The following is an 18,654-nucleotide window of genomic DNA, read 5'->3' on the forward strand; positions in this document are numbered from 1 at the left end:
ATTGCATTTCTAGAATACCTAACTTTTAAAAATCCTAAAAAATTCTTTATTTTCAGTTGCTTTCGTTGATTTTTTGTGATAAATCGGATGACCCAAATAGATAATTTATGAGATCATGAGCACACCGAAACTACCTCCGCTGATTATTAAGAAAAGCCCCTCTGCTTTCTACGTTTACACCTACAAGAACAAGTGGAACAGCGAAAAAGCTAGAAGCGAGCGTGTTGAATTTAAAAAAGTCGGAACGGTGGTGTCCGGTCAAAAAGAAGGACGCATCCGCTGGGATGAAAAATTTTTAGAAGAGCGTCCGGAGCTAAGAAACTTTATTTGTGAAAGAAAGGCTAAAGGCTACGTATTCGAACCTCTGGAAAAAGAGACTGGCCTTAGCCTCAAGCAAGTCCTCGGCATCAAGCAATTACATGCTGGGGCGACCTGGGCGTTAGACCAAATTGTCAGCAGCACCCCGATAGGTCCGGCTCTGAAGAAGGCCTTTCCTCAGAAACGAGACTATCTAAAGACTCTTTCCATTGTTTATTTCATAATTCTTAATGAAAACAACAATATTTCTCGGTATCCGAATTTTGCTGAAACAACCCGTTTACCTTGGCCCGGTGCTCTTCATGCATCAACCATCGGAAGAATTTTTAGACGAATAAAAAGCCAACAGATTGAAAATTACTTTACGGAGGTCCAAAAAGGTTTGCTGGAACAAAAAATCAAAGCAAACGACACCGATAAACTTACACTGGCACTGGACTCAACATCTATATCGAGCTACTCCGAAAAACTTCCGAATGTTGTCCGAGGCAGAAACAAGGACGAAGATAATTTGCCTCAAATCAATTTATTAATGCTCGTCGATTCTAAAACTGGACTTCCTCTTTTTTATAGACACTATGACGGCAATGTTCCTGACGCTCAGACCGTAAGAAGAGTTATTGCCGACAACTCCAGACTGAAACTGACAGATGTAGTGCTGGTCTCAGATAAAGGCTACAGCAGCAATAAAAACATCAACGATTGTTTAAGGAATGATGTTGGCTTGCTCTTCAATATGAAGTGCGGTGTAAAAGACAGCCTCACTCAAGAAGTGATAGATGAAGAGATGTCCAACCTTAGAGATCTGAACAAACGAGATTGGTACACCGAAGCGTTCCAGATAACAAAAAAAATTGAATGGAGCTATGAGAGACAACCGGTTCCAAGAAAGAGGCCAAGCAAGAATACGCGGGACGTGGCAACGCTTTACTGGCATATCTACTTCGATAAGCAAATTGCCGAAAAAGTCACTCAGGGTCTTTTTGAAAGAATAGGAAAAATTCAAGAAAAGCTTCATAAGAAAGAGAGCCTTGACGAGAATGAACAAACTTTGTTCGAAGAAGTTTTTGAAAAAGCAGAAAGCACCGACGAAGATACACCCGTAAGCTATACCATCAATAATAAAAAGGTTGATGAAAAGCTCAGATATAAGGGTTACAGAGTTCTGGTCAGCAATGAAATATCCGATGCCCGCAAGGCCTGGTGCGCATATCAAGAGCGCTGGAAAGTCGAAGACACCTTTAAGACTTTAAAGTCCCGCTTAGGATGCTCTCGCAACAGAGTCTCAGACAATGAATCTTTAAACGGAAAAATCTTTGTGCAATTCTTGGCTGCCTCTATTGCTATGGTAGTAAGAGCAAGGCTGAAAAAGTATTCTGAGGAGTGCAGAAAGTCTGATGGACCAGCTCTCATTTACGATTCTGACGGAACAGTGCTCGAGAGTTTAAACAACATTATGCAGACAAAGTTCCAAGCAGGTTATTACTTCGGAGAAATTGCTGGGAAGCGCAGAAAGCTATTTGAAGCTCTCGGAGTTAGCGTACCAGATTCTGAGCCGGAAAGAGAAATGGATTACGATGATGAGGCTGATGAATACGATGACGATGAACTGTAGCCCGAACCATGGGAGGAAGGCCCTCCCATAGATACTCTAACGGACGCAATATTTCAGTCAAACAAGAATCGGAAGGAAAAAAATTCTCCGGATCCGATACAGATCCGGAGAGGCAAGATGCGGTTGACCAGGAGTCAAAATAGACATAGGAGGAAAAAATTCTTGACTCACTACCGTTTGATTTGCCAAAACGCCGCTTCTCTTCTCTGAAACGACGATAAGTAACTGCTTCTACGACGTTAGTAGAGTATTCCTTTTGGAATAGTAATTCAAACTAAAATTGAAAAAATTGTTAAGTTAGATTTCGGCTATAACTATTTGAAAATAAATTAAATATTTATCATTCATGGTTGGGAGTAGGAGAAATTTTCGACAACAAAAAAGCCTCTTCGGACTAGCAGAAGAGGCGCAATGTAAAAAGTATGGTTATCTTGAAGCCGAATCTTTATCTTTGATTTCAGTTATCTCACCATTCTCGGTCTCCAGATTTGTTCTGTACGGTTCCTTATTGGAGACTTTCTGAATTAAATAATTGGCTTTAATACGGCAATCTTTAATGAAGAAGAGAGCTCTGTTAAAAGTCACTTTGACTTCCGCTAAGAATGCTTTTGACTTCTCAGAAAGTAATTGTTGAGTTGAACTTTCTGAGGTGGATATTTCTTTGCTATCTAGAGTTAAGCGGATTTCATCGATCGAGCGGAGGTAATCTTTGTAATTATCCAGATAGAAAGCTAGAGCATGAGAAAAATTGTTGCCTAACATTCCTGAGAGGAAGAGACGAGAGACTTCTTTATACTCGGACAAGAGCCGCTGGAATCGGACGTAAATCAATCTTTCTTCCGGTGTCATTCTTTTCAACTGGGTTAAGAAAGCCTGTCTTGCACATGGCTGGTAGTACCACATGTACATCAAGTCCAGAGAGATGATGAAGCACTCTATTTCCAGCGAAGGAGCTTTAGCTGATAGCATTCGGACGAATTCTGACGGTTTCTTCATGAGCTGAAGAATGTCTTTCTCCGGAAAAGACAGCTCCAGATGAGTGAAACATGAGAATAAGGAACTAACGGCCATTGAAAAGTCGCTTGTTCTTAGTCTGTAGTTATTTCTTCTGTCGGCAAAGCTTTCGATGACGCCTGCCACGGTATCTGAAGCGAACTTGGAAACGATGGCGGCAGCCGGAACCAAGATAGCGGCAGCTGGCATACCGGTAATCACCGGAAGAATCATGGCAAGAATCACGTTATATACCATGGCTACCGGAATGGCTAAAATGCTGCGGAAAAGGTTTCCTACGACAGCGGTTTTAGGAAAGCCTCGGAAAATATTGTGCGAAGAAATATATAGTCCGTTAGCCAGTGCAATGATTGAGAAAACGAGCAAGGGTGCTTTATCAACCGTGATGCCGAGAATGTGGCCTAACACAACGTTTCTTGTAAAGCCTTCCAGCAGTACAACTGACAGACCAGTGTACATTAGAGAGTCACTAATGCGTGACCAATTAATCAGCTGCCTCCAGTCAATACGAGCACCTTTTTGGAATCCGCCTCCGGAGATAATCGCTTGGATAATATTCCGAATACCCGTAATGCTGAACCAAATTAAAGCACCGAACCAAGCAAGGACCCACCAGTTCTGTGTAAGCATGAAGGTAAGAAACGCCGGCAAGAATCCCAAAGTAACTTTAATTACATTGAGAAGAGTTGTGTTCATATAGGAGAAAGAAGCGCCTCTGGTTTCTGTTTTGGTTTCTTTTGATTCATTGGGCACAAAACCATTTTTTAAGGGTTCAGTTCTTCCGCCTAATGTGATGATATTGCCCTCACCAGAAATATAGGTATTTGCGTAACTGGCTTTCCAATCTCTCCTTCTTTTTAATCCGAAACAAAGCCAGCCCATAGAGTGTCTAATCCATTTTTGCAGTTTGGACTGATGAAGCGGTTCTTCATAAATGTCGGAGAAGGAGAGGGGAACATTCAACGGGAGTTTTATCGGGTTGAGTTTTCCTTTCTTACCGATGAGTTTTTGAGCACTTCTAGGAAGAGTCTCCGGCACTGCCAAGCCCATTCCGAATCGGGTGCCAAGTGAGTTTGTAGAGTCGGTGCCGAAACGGCTTCCAAGGGCTTCTTTGCTGTAGAAGTTAATCAGCTTGGGAATGTTTTGAAGGATTTCGTTGAGCTTTGCAAACAACTGAGCATCATTCTTGACATCGTCTCTCTGTAGAAGTTTGAGAATAATATGTTTGATTTTTAGAACGTTTTTTTGATTTATGGCGACTTGAAGATCATTAATCTCTTCCAAATGAGTGAGTCTGCCATTCAGCCAATCTTTAAGATTGAAGACTTCTAAGTGGGTAATTAATCCCTTGTTATCCCATAAAAGTTCAAGTACGTCCTTGGCCTCTAAGAAAGAGGTGAGGAGAGTGACTCGTGAATTGGGACGAAGCTTTTTGAGAGCGCACAAGAACTCTTCAATCGTATATTTGAGGAAGTCGGGCCTGTCGTCGTCCTGTGGAACAATTAAGTTAGGAATGTTGGGATTTTGTTTAGGATGCACCCAGCGCAGATAAATTGTCTGTGGGGAAAGTGCATCGAGTTTATCTAGTTCCTCCCGAAGCTGTTTCCTTTTCTCTTCATCTGCTGTTTCCATTTCTTTTTTGATTGCATCTGCCTTTGCTGTAAGCAAAGGGAGGAGAGAAATATGGGCAAATTCTGCCAAGTGCACCAAGGATATTTGGGAACTTGCTATGAAGTTCATGAACTTCTGTTCATCTAGCGAAAATTCAGGAAGTTTGTACTCAGCGCAAATTGAGGGGACGTGGACTTGGTTAAAGTGATGAAGTGTTTTAATAACCTGTTTGGAGGCCCATTCTTCCGCTTTTCTTCCTTTTTCTAAGAAAACTCTGGTTTTTGGATCCTGTAGAAACTCTATTATGCTGTGAGGCCCAGTAAATCCTCTAGGCGTCCAAATAAATTCAAGATATTTTCCGTTATGTACTGCTTTGAGTTTGATTCCGATGCGTACGGTAATACCCATGATGGAAGCGGCTTCCATCAATTCAAAGGCGACATTCGGATCAATAAAGTTGTAATAGACCACAGACAATCTTCTGATGCCTTTGACTCTGGCATCCATGACGAGGTAGGTAGGATTCTTTCTGCCGCGGGTAGAGGAATCATGAACGTGATCATCCAGAGTCTTTTGGTTCCATTCTTCCGGCATTTCCAACAAGAAATACTTGGTCAGATAGTGACGGACAATTCTTGGATTACCGGCAGCTGCCTTCTGAAAGTCATGGATAAGCTTTAACTGTTCTTCAACATTTCCGCGAGCTCTCACAAGCTCTTTCATTATCTGAATGAGGACACGTGAGGTATTGAACTTAAACGAAGTCTGAGCACTGTAGACAACTTCGTTGTGCAAAGTTTTTAAGGCAGCTAAACGTTCTCTCGAACCCTCATTGTTTCCCAATCTTTCCAAAAGATTAATCACGGCCAAAGCCATCCTGACTTCGTGTGTGTCCACCATGTTTTGGATGCCGTGAGGATGGAGAGAAGTTGACAAGACTTCTTTTTCTTCTGACGTTGTAAGACCATTGTCCAACACGTCATTAATCATTTTTAATAGTTCTCTGTCTTTTTTATCAAATTGGATAGAGGCGTGCATTTTTCTTCTCTTTTTATTAATGTTTTTATTGTACCCGAGCACGTTGGGAGCCAAATTTCCGAAAGGGATTTCACCGACGAAAACAAAAGGTTAGCAAGGAGTTCCAAATAAAAAAAGGACCGGGACGGACCCGATCCTTTACCCTTTTTTGCTTAGGAGTTTACTTTTTTATTATTTGTTTTTCTTCAAAGATGCTGTAATAGCGTCAGCAGCTTCGACACCGGAAATAATAGCCCAGGAGTTCATCATGGCTGTCATGGAGTCTGCACCGTTAGCACCACCGACAACGCAGCCTGCGCCGTAAAGGCCAGGAATTGGTTTGCCGTTCTTGCCAATAATCTGCATCTTGGCATTAGCTTTTAAGCCGCCTAATGTAGTAGCAAAACGAGGTTTCTGTTCAACGATGTAGTATGGAGCCTTGATCAATTCTTTCGGATCTTTGCGACCGAACTGAGTATCTTTTCCGGCTTCCGCCATCTTGTTCCATTCGGCAACTGTGGCTTCCAAGTTCTTAGCATTGATGCCCATAACATCTGCGGCTTTAGCCAAGGAGTCGGATTCAACCATCACCGGTTTGCCGTTGTTGACGATCTTCAGCCATTTGCGTAGTTCGGCTTCATCCGGCACTAACTTATCTTCCAAGCTCTTAGAAAGATAACGCTTGTAGCCGTTGGCGTCCATGACTAAGTACATGATCTTGTCTTTCTGAGCGACTGTGATATCTGTCAATTCGCCCAAAGACGCTCTTTCATTAATGATGCGTTTGCCGTCGCTGTTGACGTAAATAGCACCTGTGTCATTGATAGTGGCTGTAGAGCTGGCTGTAGCGGCTAAACCGTGGTTAGGTGTTGTTTCAACGCCTTGCGGATAGACCTTGACTAAGTCCATGTTAATGTCTTTAGCACCAATCTTGCGAGCCATTTCGTAACCTTGGCCGGCATCGCTGTCCAAACCATAGAAGAGGAATCCCTTGAGAGTCGGAGGAAGCATCTTGGTGTTGGCACCGAAACCGCCGGAAGCAAGAATTGTGTCTTTGGCGTAAATCTTGATTTCGTCACCGGCTGCGTTAACAGCTTCAACGCCGCGAACGCGGTGATCTTTATAGATAAGTTTAGTGGCTTTTGTTTCCATTAAAATCTTGCCGCCATGATCAGTCAAGATGGAAGCCATTGTCTTAATGAAGTTCGGGGAACGACCCTGAACACCGAGTTGTCTTTCGGCAGAGTGGTCAGGGTACTGGGTTGCTGCCGGGCCATAAGGGATCTTCAAATCATCGATAAGCCAATCAACAACACCGCCGACTTTATGGGTAACCATATTGACGAGAACAGGGTCGTTCTTGTTCTTACCGACTTTCATGATGTCTTTGAATGCCAATTCAGGAGAGTCTTTCATTTCCTTCATGACTTCTTTCTGATAGCGAGAACCTGTAGCGATAAGAGTACCGGCATTCAAAATAGTATCGCCACCGAGAGTCGGCATTTTTTCGATAAGGATTGTTGGGAGGCCGTTAAGCTGTGCACGTACGGCAGCCGCCATACCTGAAGCTCCGGAGCCGACGACGACAACGTCAGTTTTGTAGGTGACTTCCATGCCGCTTGGCTGTTTCTTAACAGGCTTTTTGTAGTATTCGGAAGGTTGTCCGCCTGCAGCCTTAACTGCGTTTGTAGCTGCAGCTTGAATAGCCATGCTTGTCAATGTTGCTCCTGCGACATTATCGACTCTGAGCGATTGAGTTTTGACGATTTCTGCAGGAACTCTTTCCATGGCAGCATCGGATACCATGGCAGTTTCACCGCTCTTCAATACTTTGACTGAAGCGATTTTGCTGTTTTTGATCACAACTTGAACTGTCAATGGGCCGTTTTTGCCGTTTGCAGTTCCTTCATATGTGCCGTCTTTTGCTGCAGCTTGTACAGTTGCTGCTAAAGCGAAAGAGACGGCCGTAGCGATCAATAACTTTGTGGGTCTCATGTTTTCTCCTGATGGGTATAAAACGTTTCTGATTGTAATCAACCATAAGGTTGTTACTATTGATGCAAACCCTTACAAAGCCAAATTTCAGTTCTATTCTCAATTTTCGCTTGGAGGAATTCGACTGCAAATCTTTCCGAATATGATTGAAAAAAAAAACGGGGTGAAATATGAATTTTATTAAAAAGACATGGGGGTGGATGTTCCTTCTGCTGGCGGTGGGTATGTTCATGTTTTGCTATTTGGGCTCTCCGTACTGGGCGGTTTATTCAATCAAACAAGCTCTTGCAGATAGGAATCAAGAAGTCATTGACTCTTATATTGATTTTGATAGTTTAAGGACAAATCTAAAAAATCAATTAACGAATCAAGTGGAGATGCAGTTTGCGGAAAAACAACAAAAACCAATAAATCAGGTCATTCAAGCATTTTCTTATGAAGCAATCGATAACCTTGTCGATCAATATGTGACGCCTGAAGGCATCGAAGATTTGTTTTCCGGTGCAAACACGCTGCAAACGATAAAGAAAGAATTCAAACTGAAAGAAGAATCCACGAGCGCCAAGCAAACCAACACTCAGAAAAAATCTCCTTCTAACGTTACTTGGTCTTTGAATTACGGAGACAATACCAACCAATTTTTTGCAATCATTAGACCTAATCAAAAGGAGAACGATAAAATTGAAGTTTCTCTTGTAAGAGAAGGCTTTTTTGATTGGAAGGTTAATAACATTCTTCTGCCGTTCAAATTTAATTAATTGAAGTTATGCCATTTTTGTTTGCTCAAAACGTCGTTCCTGCCGTTCCTATTTGGGGAGAAAAGGATATTTATTTTCCAATTAACCGTGTTTATTGCATCGGAGCTAATTACTGGGATCATGTCAAAGAAGTCGGTGCTGAAGGAAGAGAAAGACCGTTCTTCTTTGCTAAGCCGGCCGATGCCGTTCAAGTTTGCAGAGAAGGGAAGTCAATTGAGATTCCTTATGCAAGAAATACGGAAAACCTTTGCTTGGAAGTTGAACTGGTAATTGCTATCGGCAAGAATGCTCCGGAAGCCGGAGAGATTTCTGTTGCGGAAGCAGATGATTACATTTATGGCTACGGAGCGGGAATAGATTTTACCAAGAGAGATTGGCAGAATATTCTTAGGGAGCATCGTCAGCCATGGGAACTAGCTAAAGGATTTGATGCTTCTGCGGTTATTTCTGAAATTCGAGATAAACATAGAATGCCGGATATGGACGAAGCCGTCCTTTGGCTCTATGTTAATAATCAGGAACGCCAAAGAGGCAATACCAAAGAGATGATTTGGAAGATCCCTGAAATCATTAACGAGCTTTCTAAGAATTTCCGCTTGATGGCCGGAGACTTAATATACACAGGCTCTCCAAAAGGAAGCGGCCCTATTGAGGCTGGACAGTCCTTTGAAGGAGGAGTTAACGGTGTCGGGACATTCCGAGGCTTGATTACACCAAGACCTTAACTTACCGGAGTGACTTTTACTTGAATTTGATCCGGTTTTAATCCTTTTCCGGTCGGATCAAGTTCTATATCGTATTTGCTTGGAAGGATAGGGGTTCCGTCAATGAGCCCTGTCTCGCCAACCAGTGCCGCAATAGCGGTCCCTAATTCCGCAACGGCGCCTGCATAGAAATAGCTGCTGTTGTATCTCAATACAGAAGTGAAATTCTTCGTTCCAACTCGATAAAGTTTCTTTGAGTCGTTTGAGCCAGCGGGATAGAAAGGAAAATCGACAATAAAGACCGGAAGATCGGATGGTTCGGCTTTTACTCCCGCAGCAGGTTTAACTCCATTGTTCTGGAGTGTCTGCCAACGGTACTTCGCAGCTGTACCGCCGCCGAAACGTTTGGCATTTTCTTCCGAAATATCAGCTTGCATTACCATTGGTGCGCCTTCAATCCAACCATGTTTGGACAAATAGTTGGCAATGGAACCAATGGTATCCGCTGCGGAGTTGTTGATATCAATTTTACCGTCGCCGTCAAAATCTACTCCAAATCTTTTAATAGAGGAGGGCATGAACTGCGGCAGTCCTACGGCACCTGCGTAAGATCCTAAAATCTCCCGAGGTTTAAATTGATTGTTGTTAATAAAGACTAGATACTCTTCTAATTCTTTTTTGAAGAAGTCAGCTCTGCGCTTGTAATCAAAGCTTAGGGTAACAAGGGAGTCCAAAACCTTCCAGGATCCTGTGTTTTCACCGTAGCGGGTTTCAACCCCAATAATCCCAACGATAACCGCTGGATCCACTCCGAATTCTTTTTTTGCTCGCTCTAGAGTTGCTCGGTTTTCTTTCCAGAATCGGGCACCAAGATTTAGTCTATCGCGTCCGAGGAATATGGCTCTGTATTTTTCCCAGTCACGCCGAGAGTCCCTTGTGCCGGGTTTAAACTTCTTCGGAGTCATGAGCCGTTCGATTTTGGGCTGATATGTTGCCTGGTCAAGAACTTCAGCCATCCATTCACTGTCCAGGCCTCTTCTGCGGCTGACATCGGCAATGAATTTCTTCACGTCCGGACGTTCGCTGTAGCGCATAGCCTTTTCCGCTGAAGTAGAAGACATAGACTGAGCAAGCGCCAGTCCGGAAAAGACAGATAAAGAGACAACTCCAGCTAATAGTAATGGGCGTCTAAACATATAACATTACCTCCAATTACTCTAGCCTAAATCATTCTTGTACAGCAGACAATAAATCAAATAGACGATGAGACAATTACATTGGTTGGATTATAGTCGTTAGAACACTAAATACATGGTATAAACCATAACATAGTGTTCCTTAATGTTGCGGGCATATATTTGTGGGAGGAAGGCGTGAGCTTGCTAGAATTCTTAAAAAGCGAAGAAGATTAACATTTATGGCTAAAACAGCATTCTTTACTCATGAGGCTTTTCTGAAGCACAAAATGGGAGATATGAATCCGGAATCTCCGGCACGGTTAGAGAAAATCAATGAGCTTATGTTTGCCTCAGGTGCTGATGATTACATTGAAAAGCATACGGCCGTCAGAGTTTCCCTCTCTGATATGTTATCTGCGCATGATCCTGACTACATCCAGTATTTATCCCGTATGTCTCCGCAAGAGGGAGTAACGGTCATTAATGAAGATACGGCGATGAATCCATACACATGGGAAGCGGCTCAATTTGCGGCGGGGGCTGCATGTGCTGCCGTCGACGGTGTTATGGAAGGAAGGTTTCAACGAGCTTTCTGCGCGGTCCGTCCGCCCGGACACCATGCATATCGGGATCATTCCGGAGGTTTCTGCTTTCTTAACAATATTGCTATAGCTGCTTTGCATGCATTGGGCGTCTATCACTTGAAACGTGTTGCTGTTGTTGACTTTGATGTTCATCATGGAGATGGTACTTCCGACATCCTAGGAGGGAGGGAAGATGTTTTGATTTTGGACGGATTCCAAAATGCTTTGTATCCCTATGCTCACTTGCATCATTGTCCTTCCAATGCGATTTATTCAGCGTTTGAGGAAGGCACCGAAGGAGAGGCTCTCCGTAAGACGATGGATGAGGTTTGGTTCCCGGCTTTAACAGACTATCAGCCGCAGCTGATTTTAGTGTCGGCCGGATTTGATGCTCATCGTGAAGAAGATCAGGCCCAATTACTCATGATTGAGAAGGATTATGCATTTTTAGGTCGCCGTTTGGTGAACGTGATGGAAACACTGCCTGACTGCAAAGGTGTGGTCGCTTGCCTTGAAGGCGGATATTCCATGTCTTCTCTGTCCAGAAGCAGTGTTTCCTTTGTCAGACAACTAGCCTCCTAGATTTGTTTGATCTTTGATTGGAGTGGATTTACGGGGCAAGTAAAGAAAGCGGGTGTATGACGCCTTCTATGCTTTCCTGGCATGTCAGCTCTAACGCCGCAAAAGACTTTCTAAGATATAGTTCGATGCTTTTTTCTTAATAATATGGCTTCAGTTTTGGAAAAGAGCCATTGAAAATTCAATTATTGATAATTAGTGACTATCACTTCTTTTCCGGATCTCTTTGCGGCGTTTCTATTGATAAGCCGTTTAACTTCTAAGGGCTCAATGTTGTATTCTCTATAAAGTTCCCTCACTAAGGGAACATCGTTGTTTGAGAGCATTACATAGGCCCCAAGTTTGTCTAAGCGAACAAAAAGGTCGGCTAAACGATCGTGATCTTCATAAGAAAATCCAGTCTTCGTATAGTCAGTAAAGTCAGCAGAACTGCTTTCTGGAACGTACGGACTATCCAAATAGACAAAATCGCCTGGACTAACTTTTTTGCAGGCATTTTCGAAATCGGAACATAATATCGTTACATTCTGTTCCTTAAGGAATCGAGAAATCGCTTCTACATTATCTTTGTCTAAGGATTTACCAGTCACTTTGTTATTGTAAGGAACATTGAAGAAACCTTGGCTATTGACCCTATACAACCCATTAAAACAATGTTTGTTAATCCATATCATGAGAGCGGCACATTCCGGATCTAACTCCTTTGATGTAATTTTCTGGTTATACCTCTCTCTAATCTTGTAGTAGTAGTTCTTATCACAAGCAACTTCATCCAATGAGCTCACAATAGAAATTATTTCTGAGGGACTATGCTTTAATTGTTGATAAAGATTAATCAGTTGCTCATTCGTATCGTTGATGACCGCACTTTTTGGTTTGAGCGATAAAAAAAATGCCCCTGCACCGATAAACGGCTCAAAGTACGTATTGTAAGTTTGCGGAACTTTAGACATTAACTCTTCTAAAAGTTGTGTCTTCCCGCCGGCCCATTTGAGCACAGGTGACATGACTTTTGTTGACACCCTTATTCCTTTCCAAAAATTGCATTTCTCTACGTAGATATTAATGCAATTCATAAAAAACTACCTCTGCAAACTTTTCTTCAGATACTGCTCCTAAATTGTCTTTTACTTAATAAGTAAATATTTTGTGTACTCAAAAAGCTTCACACTCTTGTCAAAAGGAACGTTATAGTTTAAAAATACCTAGGTATAAACACTTAGGAGTTCGGTTTTAAGATGCCTAGCTTTGACATCATTTCTGATATTCATTTAGACCACCTAACCGGTACGGGAGATAAAGGGTTAGAGTTTATAGACTCTGTCTTTGAAAATCCGACAGCACCTAATTTGCTGATTGGCGGTGATGTAGGTTTCCAGAGTGATTTTTATTCCTCCTATTTCTTTGATTTGGTAAAAAAGAAATATGAAAAGGTTGCCTGTATTCTCGGCAATCATGATTATTGGGGATTTGATCTTAATACCGAATCTCCTTGGAAGTATTGGTCCGAAAGATATAACGCTCCTAATATTCATTTTCTTAGTCTGAGCGAGCCGAATGAAATCATTATCGATGACACTGTAGTTATCGGAGGTACTTTGTGGTCGGAGCTGGACCCTGTCTATGAAGTTCTTATTCAGGCCGCATTGAATGATTTCAAAGCCATCAAGAAATTTTCATTGGAACAATATAAGGCTCTGTATAACTTAGAGTTAGAAAATTTAAAGAAACAGATAGACAAATTTGCTGATCAGAAGACTTTGATTTTGACTCACCATGCCCCGACTTACCAAACAACCGAGCGTTGGTCCCAAAGTCCTATTAAGAGCTGCTTCTGTACGTCTCTTGAAGACATTATTTTGGATAATCCTCAGATTAAGGCGTGGGTATTCGGGCATTGCCATGAGTCTGATGTCATTCACATCGGACAGGCCAAGGTGTTAGAACATTCGTTCGGTTATTACAATGCTAATAACCGGTCTTTTAAACCACTGCATTTAGAAATCTAAAAAACTCCAACCTTTTTCAGATTGGAGTTTTCCAGCAAGTTGGCTCAGTGCGAGGCCGAGCTGGATAACATTAGCTCAAGCCAACAAACTTTCCGTTAACAACGTCAATAGAGTAGGCTGCCGGTTTTTTCGGCAGGCCCGGCATTCTCATAATAGCGCCGGTTGTAACAACGATAAAGCCGGCACCTGCATTGAGGATAAGTCTTTGAACCGGAAGAGTGAAGTCCTTCGGAGCACCTTTCCAGCCAGGTTCATGAGAAAGAGAGAATGGTGTCTTGGCAATGCAGATAGGAAGTTTGCTGAAGCCCAAAGCGTCAATCTTGGCCAGGTCTTTTTGAGCTGCGGGAGAGAATTCAACATCTTTACCGCCGTAAACCTTTGTATTAACTTCCTGAATCTTTTCAAGAACTGTCTGGTCAAGGTTGTAAGAAAACTGGAGAGGTTGTGAACCTTCTTTAACTGCTTCAATTAATTCCTTGGCTACGTCTACAGCACCTTCACCGCCTTTGGCAAAACCGTCGCTGACAGCAAATTTTGCACCTAAGGCCTTGCATTCATTGCGTACGACCTCGATTTCATCTTCCGGATCGCCGAAGAAATGATTGAGAGATACGACTACCTGTTGGCCGAAATTCTGAAGATTTTTGATGTGAGCTCTCAAGTTCGGCAAGCCGGCTTTTAAGGCTTCCATATTCGGTTTTCCGATTTCAGGAAGAGCAACACCGCCGTGCCACTTCAAAGCTTTCAAAGAGGTAACTAAAACGGTAGCGGCAGGTTGAAGACCTGTTAAACGGCACTTGATGTCATAGAATTTTTCAGCGCCTAAATCGCTGCCGAAGCCTGCTTCTGTAATAGCCCAGTCAGCAAGTTTCAAAGCTGCTCTTGTTGCTGCAACGGAGTTGCATCCGTGAGCGATATTAGCGAAAGGACCACCGTGAACGAAAGCCGGAACACCTTCCAATGTTTGGACAAGGTTTGGAAGCATAGCGTCCTTTAATAAAGCCATTAAAGCACCGGTTGCGCCGAGTTCGCCGCAAGTGTAGGCCGAGCCGTCCTTTTTGATACCGACAACTAGGCGATCAAGTCTGGCACGAAGGTCAGATTCGCCGTCAGCTAAGCAGATAATTGCCATGAGTTCACTGGCAGCAGTAATGTCAAATCCTGTCTGAGCCGGTGTTCCGTTTGCTAAGCCGCCGAGACCGGTAACGATGTCTCTCAAAGAGCGATCATTAACATCGAGAACACGTCTCCAAGTAACTTCCTTAAGTTCAACTTGACCTTGATGTTTTGCATTGTCAATTAAAGCAGCTAAAAGATTATTGGCTGCTGTAATTGCATGGAAATCGCCTGTGAAGTGGAGATTGATGGACTCCATCGGAACAACCTGAGAATAACCGCCGCCGGCCGCACCGCCCTTCATGCCGAAGGATGGTCCGAGGGAAGGTTCTCTTAAAGCTAAGCAAGCGCTTTCACCTAATTTTTGAAGAGCTTGAGCTAAGGCAATAGAAGTTGTTGTTTTACCAGAACCTGCAGGCATTCCGGAAGTTGCCGTAACAAGAATAAGTTTGCCTTTAGGGTTTGATGTATCGATTTCAACTTTTGCTTTATCACGGCCGTAAGGAATGAATTCTTCTTCTTTCAGGCCAATTTTTTTAGCTAATTGATCAATAGGGATGAGGGTCGCTTGTTGAGCTATTTCAATATCTGTAAGCATTGAACAGTTCCTTGAAGAATCATTGGTGGGTAGTGCGTGATTTTAGCTTACTAACTCTATCGTTTTTAAAATCTTCAGTTCTTTGATTTGTTAATAACACTGAATACTTACAGCCGAAAAGATTACCTACACTGGAACTGTTCAAATAATGCCTCGGAACGCTACTTTTTCTTCTTTTCTTTTTCTAGAACAACTTTAATACCATGGGTGAATTCAAACATCAGGCTTCCGACTTGGAAATCCATCGCAACTTGATGGCGATGCGAATTTAAGATATCAGGGTCAGGTTGTTCAGCATTCGGACCAAAAAGCTTATACATAAAGAGTGTACTTAAGCCGCTGACAATTTGACGGGCATCTTCGGGATTTTTGTCCACTTCCGTACAGATTAAAGTCCAGTATTCGTCGTAAGCAGGTTTGAGAGCTTCAGGGACGTATTTGTTGACAAAGGCTGAAATCAGTTCTTCGTTTGGTTCTCCGCTGTCTTTTGCAGTTTGGTTACGAAGAGTTTCTGTGAAGCAAGCGGCAGCAAACGGAGCATATTCTTTGCTGAATTCGGCCATTCTCTTCTTCTTACCGAAGAAGAAAGGTACATAAAAATCTGAGGCTTTTAAGAAAGACTTATATCTAGATTTAGAGAAGTGATCGTAGACTCTTTGTACTGCGCTGATTTCTTGTTGAGTTGTCATAGTGGAAACCTGATTAATTTGTTGAAATTGTATTGGATTGCCAACGAGTTTTTTCTGGTTACCACAGAAAACTTTAATATCAGAAAGAAAATTAGGAACGGTGAAGGAAATAGTGCACTTTGTACATTGGCTGATCGTATTTTGATGGTGCTGCTCAAATAGAAAGTAGAAAAGTCAGTAAAAAGATTCTGTCAAAGGAATAAGGAGGTTCCGTAGGCTAGGGCAGCATAACGTGTAAATTTTCCAATGAGAATCAGGACAGCAGTTAAAATCCAGTTCACTCTTAACCATCCTGCAGCAAGGGGAAAAGCATCACCGATGATAGGCACCCAGGTAAACAGAAGACAAATAGGTCCCCACTTCTTGAAGAGTTCTATTTTCTTTTGAACAACTTTATTTGGAATAAGCAAACCTATCAAGTAAGTAACCAAGGCGCCCAGTGTGTTCCCGGCTGATGCAACAAGCACGATGTCCCATAGTCTTTCTTTCCATTCTGTCATTCCCCATACCACTAACGCTTCGCTTCCTCCGGGCAAAAGAGTGGAGGAAATAAAGGCACTGGTAAACAGAGATATTAAAAAAGAGGTAAAGGACATGTTCGAAACTGATGATAAGAACAGAGAAATTCTACCTGCTTGGAAGGCTTCTCTTCCAGTTAGGCGAAGATGCAGTATTTGTCCGAGGCAAAGCCTTACCAATATCAACAACTTAGCTTTTTTAGTCGGTTAATGGTTTTTTTTCGCTTGTATAATTTTCCGAGAATTTTTCAACAGGAAAAAAAATGAAAATCTTAGTACCTGTAAAAAGGGTGGTAGACGCCAATATCAAGGTTAAAGTCAGCCCTGAAGGAACAATTGAGACAGCCTCTCTCAAGAAGGCTATGAACCCTTTCGATGAAATTGCTCTTGAACAAGCCGTTCAATTGAAAGAAAAGGGCGTTGCTAAAGAAGTTGTCGCCGTTTCTATCGGAAAATCCGACAGCTCTGAAACGTTGAAAGTTGCTTTAGCAATGGGAGCAGACAGAGCAATTCTTATTGAAACGGAAGAAGTCATTGAACCGCTTGGAATTGCTAAGTTACTCAAGGCTCTCACTGAAAGAGAAAATCCGCAGTTAATTATCGCGGGTAAACAAGGCGTTGATACTGATGCCAACCAGGTTGGTCAGATGCTTTCTGCTTTATGCGATTGGCCTCAGGCTACCCACGCCTCTTCTTTAGAAGTAATCGGTGATAAAGCTAAAGTGACTATTGAAGTTGACGGTGGTTTGGAAACTTTGGAATTGACTCTTCCTGCGGTCGTTACCTCTGATTTGAGACTGAGCGCCCCGCGCTATGTCACATTGCCGATGATGATGAAAGCTAAAAGAAAACCGCAAGAAGTTATCAAAGCAGAGACCTTCGGTGTCGATCTCAAGAAACATGTTGAGCTCTTGACTGTTGAAGCTCCGGAAGCAAGAAAAGTCGGGGTAATGCTCTCCAACGTAGATGAGCTGATCGACAGACTTAAAAATGAAGCTAAAGTTTTATAAGGAAGCAGAAGATGGCAGTTTTAATCATAGGTGAACATAATGGGAGCGTATTAAACCCGTCTGCAGCTAATTTAGCAGCAGCCGCTTCTGCGATTTCTTCTGATGTAGATGTATTGGTGATGTGCCAGTCCGGTGAAGGGATTGTTTCTGAGGCTGCAAAATTAAGCGGCATTAGAAAAGTACTTCTCGCCGAGGGAGAACAGTTCAACCATCCTATTGCAGAGAACGTTTCCGCTCAGGTTCTCCAAGTTGCTAAAGATTATTCTCACATTCTTTTTGCGGCTGACTCATTTGGCAAAGCAGCTTCTCCTAGAGTGGCGGCCAAACTTGATGTTGCTCAGATTTCGGAAATTATTAAAGTTGTATCTGAAGATACTTTCAAGCGTCCGATTTACGCCGGTGCTGCTATTGCAACAGTAAAAAGCTTAGATCCCGTCAAAGTTTTAACCGTACGTGTTACAGCATTTGATCCGGTTGGCCAAGAAGGCACTGCTTCCATTGAAAAAATAGAAGCAGTGCTCGGTACTAGTAAAGTAGTTTTCTTGGGCGCGGAAAAAGTTGAAAGCAACAGACCTGAGCTTCAATCTGCCAAGATAGTTATCGCGGGCGGAAGAGGCCTGGCAAATGAAGCGGAATTCGCTGAAATGGAACAGCTTGCCGATAAGCTAAAAGCTGCAGTTGGAACAACTCGTGCAGTGGTTGATGCTGGAATGGCTCCTAACGACTGGCAGATCGGTCAGACAGGTAAGATGATTGCCCCTGACTTATATATTGGCTTAGGCATTTCGGGAGCTATCCAACATATCGCCGGTATTAAGGACGCTAAAGTTATCGTTGCGGTGAATAAAGATTCGGAAGCCCCGATTTTCGACGTGGCTGATTACGGATTGGTAGCTGATGCAATGGACGTCATCCGTCAGCTGCAAACAAAATTGTAATAATCCTTGGGCTTTCTTATTTTAACCGTTTGTTTGATTAGAAAAAATCAGATAAAATCACGGGTTTTAAAAGGGAAAGCCCCTTAGTTTTAAACGTTTTACACTAAACCTAGTATATTTTTAGAGGTATTTAAACATGGTCGTTATTCGTCTGGCTCGTGGCGGCTCCAAGAAGCGCCCCTTCTACAATATCGTCGCGACCGACTCCCGCAATCCACGCGATGGTCGCTTCAATGAACGTATCGGTTTCTACAATCCTGTAGCTTCCGGTCAGGCAGTTCGTTTGTCTATCAATGAAGCCAACCTCAACAAGTGGATCGCCAACGGCGCCAAAATGAGCGAAACTGTTTCTCGTCTTTACAAAGAATTCAAGAAAACAGCTGCTCCTGCCGCTTAATTGAGA

General features: G+C 42.7%; 15 protein-coding genes. 8 read left to right on the plus strand and 7 right to left on the minus strand.

Annotated elements, in window-relative coordinates:
• The first annotated feature begins 115 nt into the window (after nt 1-115).
• Nucleotides 116-1,933: an IS1634 family transposase gene (locus ADH67_RS05010; protein ID WP_066591901.1), complete on the plus strand. Its 1,818-nt coding sequence runs from the start codon at nt 116-118 to the stop codon at nt 1,931-1,933.
• Nucleotides 1,934-2,359: 426 nt separating this feature from the next.
• On the opposite strand, the gene ADH67_RS05015 is transcribed toward ADH67_RS05010, so the two are convergent.
• Together ADH67_RS05015 and ADH67_RS05020 are read right to left on the minus strand one after the other, a co-directional pair.
• Nucleotides 2,360-5,596 (minus strand): MFS transporter, encoded by a 3,237-nt coding sequence (locus tag ADH67_RS05015; protein WP_066591903.1) that lies wholly within the window; start codon nt 5,594-5,596, stop codon nt 2,360-2,362.
• Between the two features lie 171 nt (nt 5,597-5,767).
• Nucleotides 5,768-7,570, minus strand: a complete 1,803-nt coding sequence (locus ADH67_RS05020; RefSeq protein WP_066591909.1) for an FAD-binding protein — start codon at nt 7,568-7,570, stop codon at nt 5,768-5,770.
• Between the two features lie 170 nt (nt 7,571-7,740).
• On the opposite strand from ADH67_RS05020, the gene ADH67_RS05030 reads away from it, so the two are divergent.
• Nucleotides 7,741-8,328 (plus strand): DUF2939 domain-containing protein, encoded by a 588-nt coding sequence (locus tag ADH67_RS05030; protein WP_066591917.1) that lies wholly within the window; start codon nt 7,741-7,743, stop codon nt 8,326-8,328.
• Between the two features lie 8 nt (nt 8,329-8,336).
• A complete protein-coding gene (locus ADH67_RS05035) occupies nt 8,337-9,053 on the plus strand; it encodes a fumarylacetoacetate hydrolase family protein (RefSeq protein WP_066591919.1) in 717 nt (238 codons plus the stop codon).
• Here ADH67_RS05035 and mltB read toward each other — a convergent pair.
• The gene (mltB, locus tag ADH67_RS05040; protein ID WP_066591921.1) at nt 9,050-10,228 is read right to left on the minus strand and encodes a lytic murein transglycosylase B; all 1,179 of its coding nucleotides are present in this window, start codon (nt 10,226-10,228) and stop codon (nt 9,050-9,052) included. The genes ADH67_RS05035 and mltB overlap by 4 nt on opposite strands.
• 221 nt (nt 10,229-10,449) lie before the next feature.
• Between mltB and ADH67_RS05045 the strand changes: the two genes are divergently transcribed.
• The gene (locus ADH67_RS05045; protein ID WP_066591929.1) at nt 10,450-11,376 is read left to right on the plus strand and encodes a histone deacetylase family protein; all 927 of its coding nucleotides are present in this window, start codon (nt 10,450-10,452) and stop codon (nt 11,374-11,376) included.
• A gap of 182 nt (nt 11,377-11,558) precedes the next feature.
• On the opposite strand, the gene ADH67_RS05050 is transcribed toward ADH67_RS05045, so the two are convergent.
• Nucleotides 11,559-12,395 carry a DNA adenine methylase gene (locus ADH67_RS05050; protein WP_201415714.1) on the minus strand — a complete coding sequence of 279 codons (837 nt, stop codon included), beginning with the start codon at nt 12,393-12,395 and terminating at the stop codon, nt 11,559-11,561.
• A gap of 216 nt (nt 12,396-12,611) precedes the next feature.
• Here ADH67_RS05050 and ADH67_RS05055 point away from each other — a divergent pair, with 216 nt between their 5' ends.
• The gene (locus tag ADH67_RS05055; RefSeq protein ID WP_066591940.1) at nt 12,612-13,382 is read left to right on the plus strand and encodes a metallophosphoesterase; all 771 of its coding nucleotides are present in this window, start codon (nt 12,612-12,614) and stop codon (nt 13,380-13,382) included.
• A 70-nt stretch (nt 13,383-13,452) separates the two neighbouring features.
• Here ADH67_RS05055 and ADH67_RS05060 read toward each other — a convergent pair whose 3' ends face one another.
• The 3 genes from ADH67_RS05060 to ADH67_RS05070 all read right to left on the minus strand — a co-directional run bounded on the left by ADH67_RS05060 (nt 13,453) and on the right by ADH67_RS05070 (nt 16,381).
• Entirely contained in the window at nt 13,453-15,096 is a 1,644-nt protein-coding gene (locus tag ADH67_RS05060) for a formate--tetrahydrofolate ligase (protein WP_066591943.1), read from the minus strand.
• Nucleotides 15,097-15,257: 161 nt separating this feature from the next.
• Nucleotides 15,258-15,785, minus strand: coding sequence for a hypothetical protein (locus ADH67_RS05065; protein ID WP_066591946.1), 528 nt, complete (start codon nt 15,783-15,785; stop codon nt 15,258-15,260).
• Nucleotides 15,786-15,976: 191 nt separating this feature from the next.
• Nucleotides 15,977-16,381, minus strand: a complete 405-nt coding sequence (locus ADH67_RS05070; protein WP_066591950.1) for a YqaA family protein — start codon at nt 16,379-16,381, stop codon at nt 15,977-15,979.
• 185 nt (nt 16,382-16,566) lie between these two features.
• Here ADH67_RS05070 and ADH67_RS05075 point away from each other — a divergent pair, with 185 nt between their 5' ends.
• From ADH67_RS05075 to rpsP, 3 genes are all read left to right on the plus strand, one after another.
• Nucleotides 16,567-17,313: an electron transfer flavoprotein subunit beta/FixA family protein gene (locus ADH67_RS05075; protein ID WP_066591953.1), complete on the plus strand. Its 747-nt coding sequence runs from the start codon at nt 16,567-16,569 to the stop codon at nt 17,311-17,313.
• 11 nt (nt 17,314-17,324) lie between these two features.
• Nucleotides 17,325-18,251: an electron transfer flavoprotein subunit alpha/FixB family protein gene (locus ADH67_RS05080; RefSeq protein ID WP_066591956.1), complete on the plus strand. Its 927-nt coding sequence runs from the start codon at nt 17,325-17,327 to the stop codon at nt 18,249-18,251.
• A gap of 136 nt (nt 18,252-18,387) precedes the next feature.
• A complete protein-coding gene (gene rpsP / locus ADH67_RS05085) occupies nt 18,388-18,648 on the plus strand; it encodes a 30S ribosomal protein S16 (RefSeq protein ID WP_066591959.1) in 261 nt (86 codons plus the stop codon).
• Nucleotides 18,649-18,654 lie beyond the last annotated feature (6 nt).

This window comes from Turicimonas muris (genome assembly GCF_002221595.1).
GTDB lineage: Bacteria > Pseudomonadota > Gammaproteobacteria > Burkholderiales > Burkholderiaceae_F > Turicimonas > Turicimonas muris.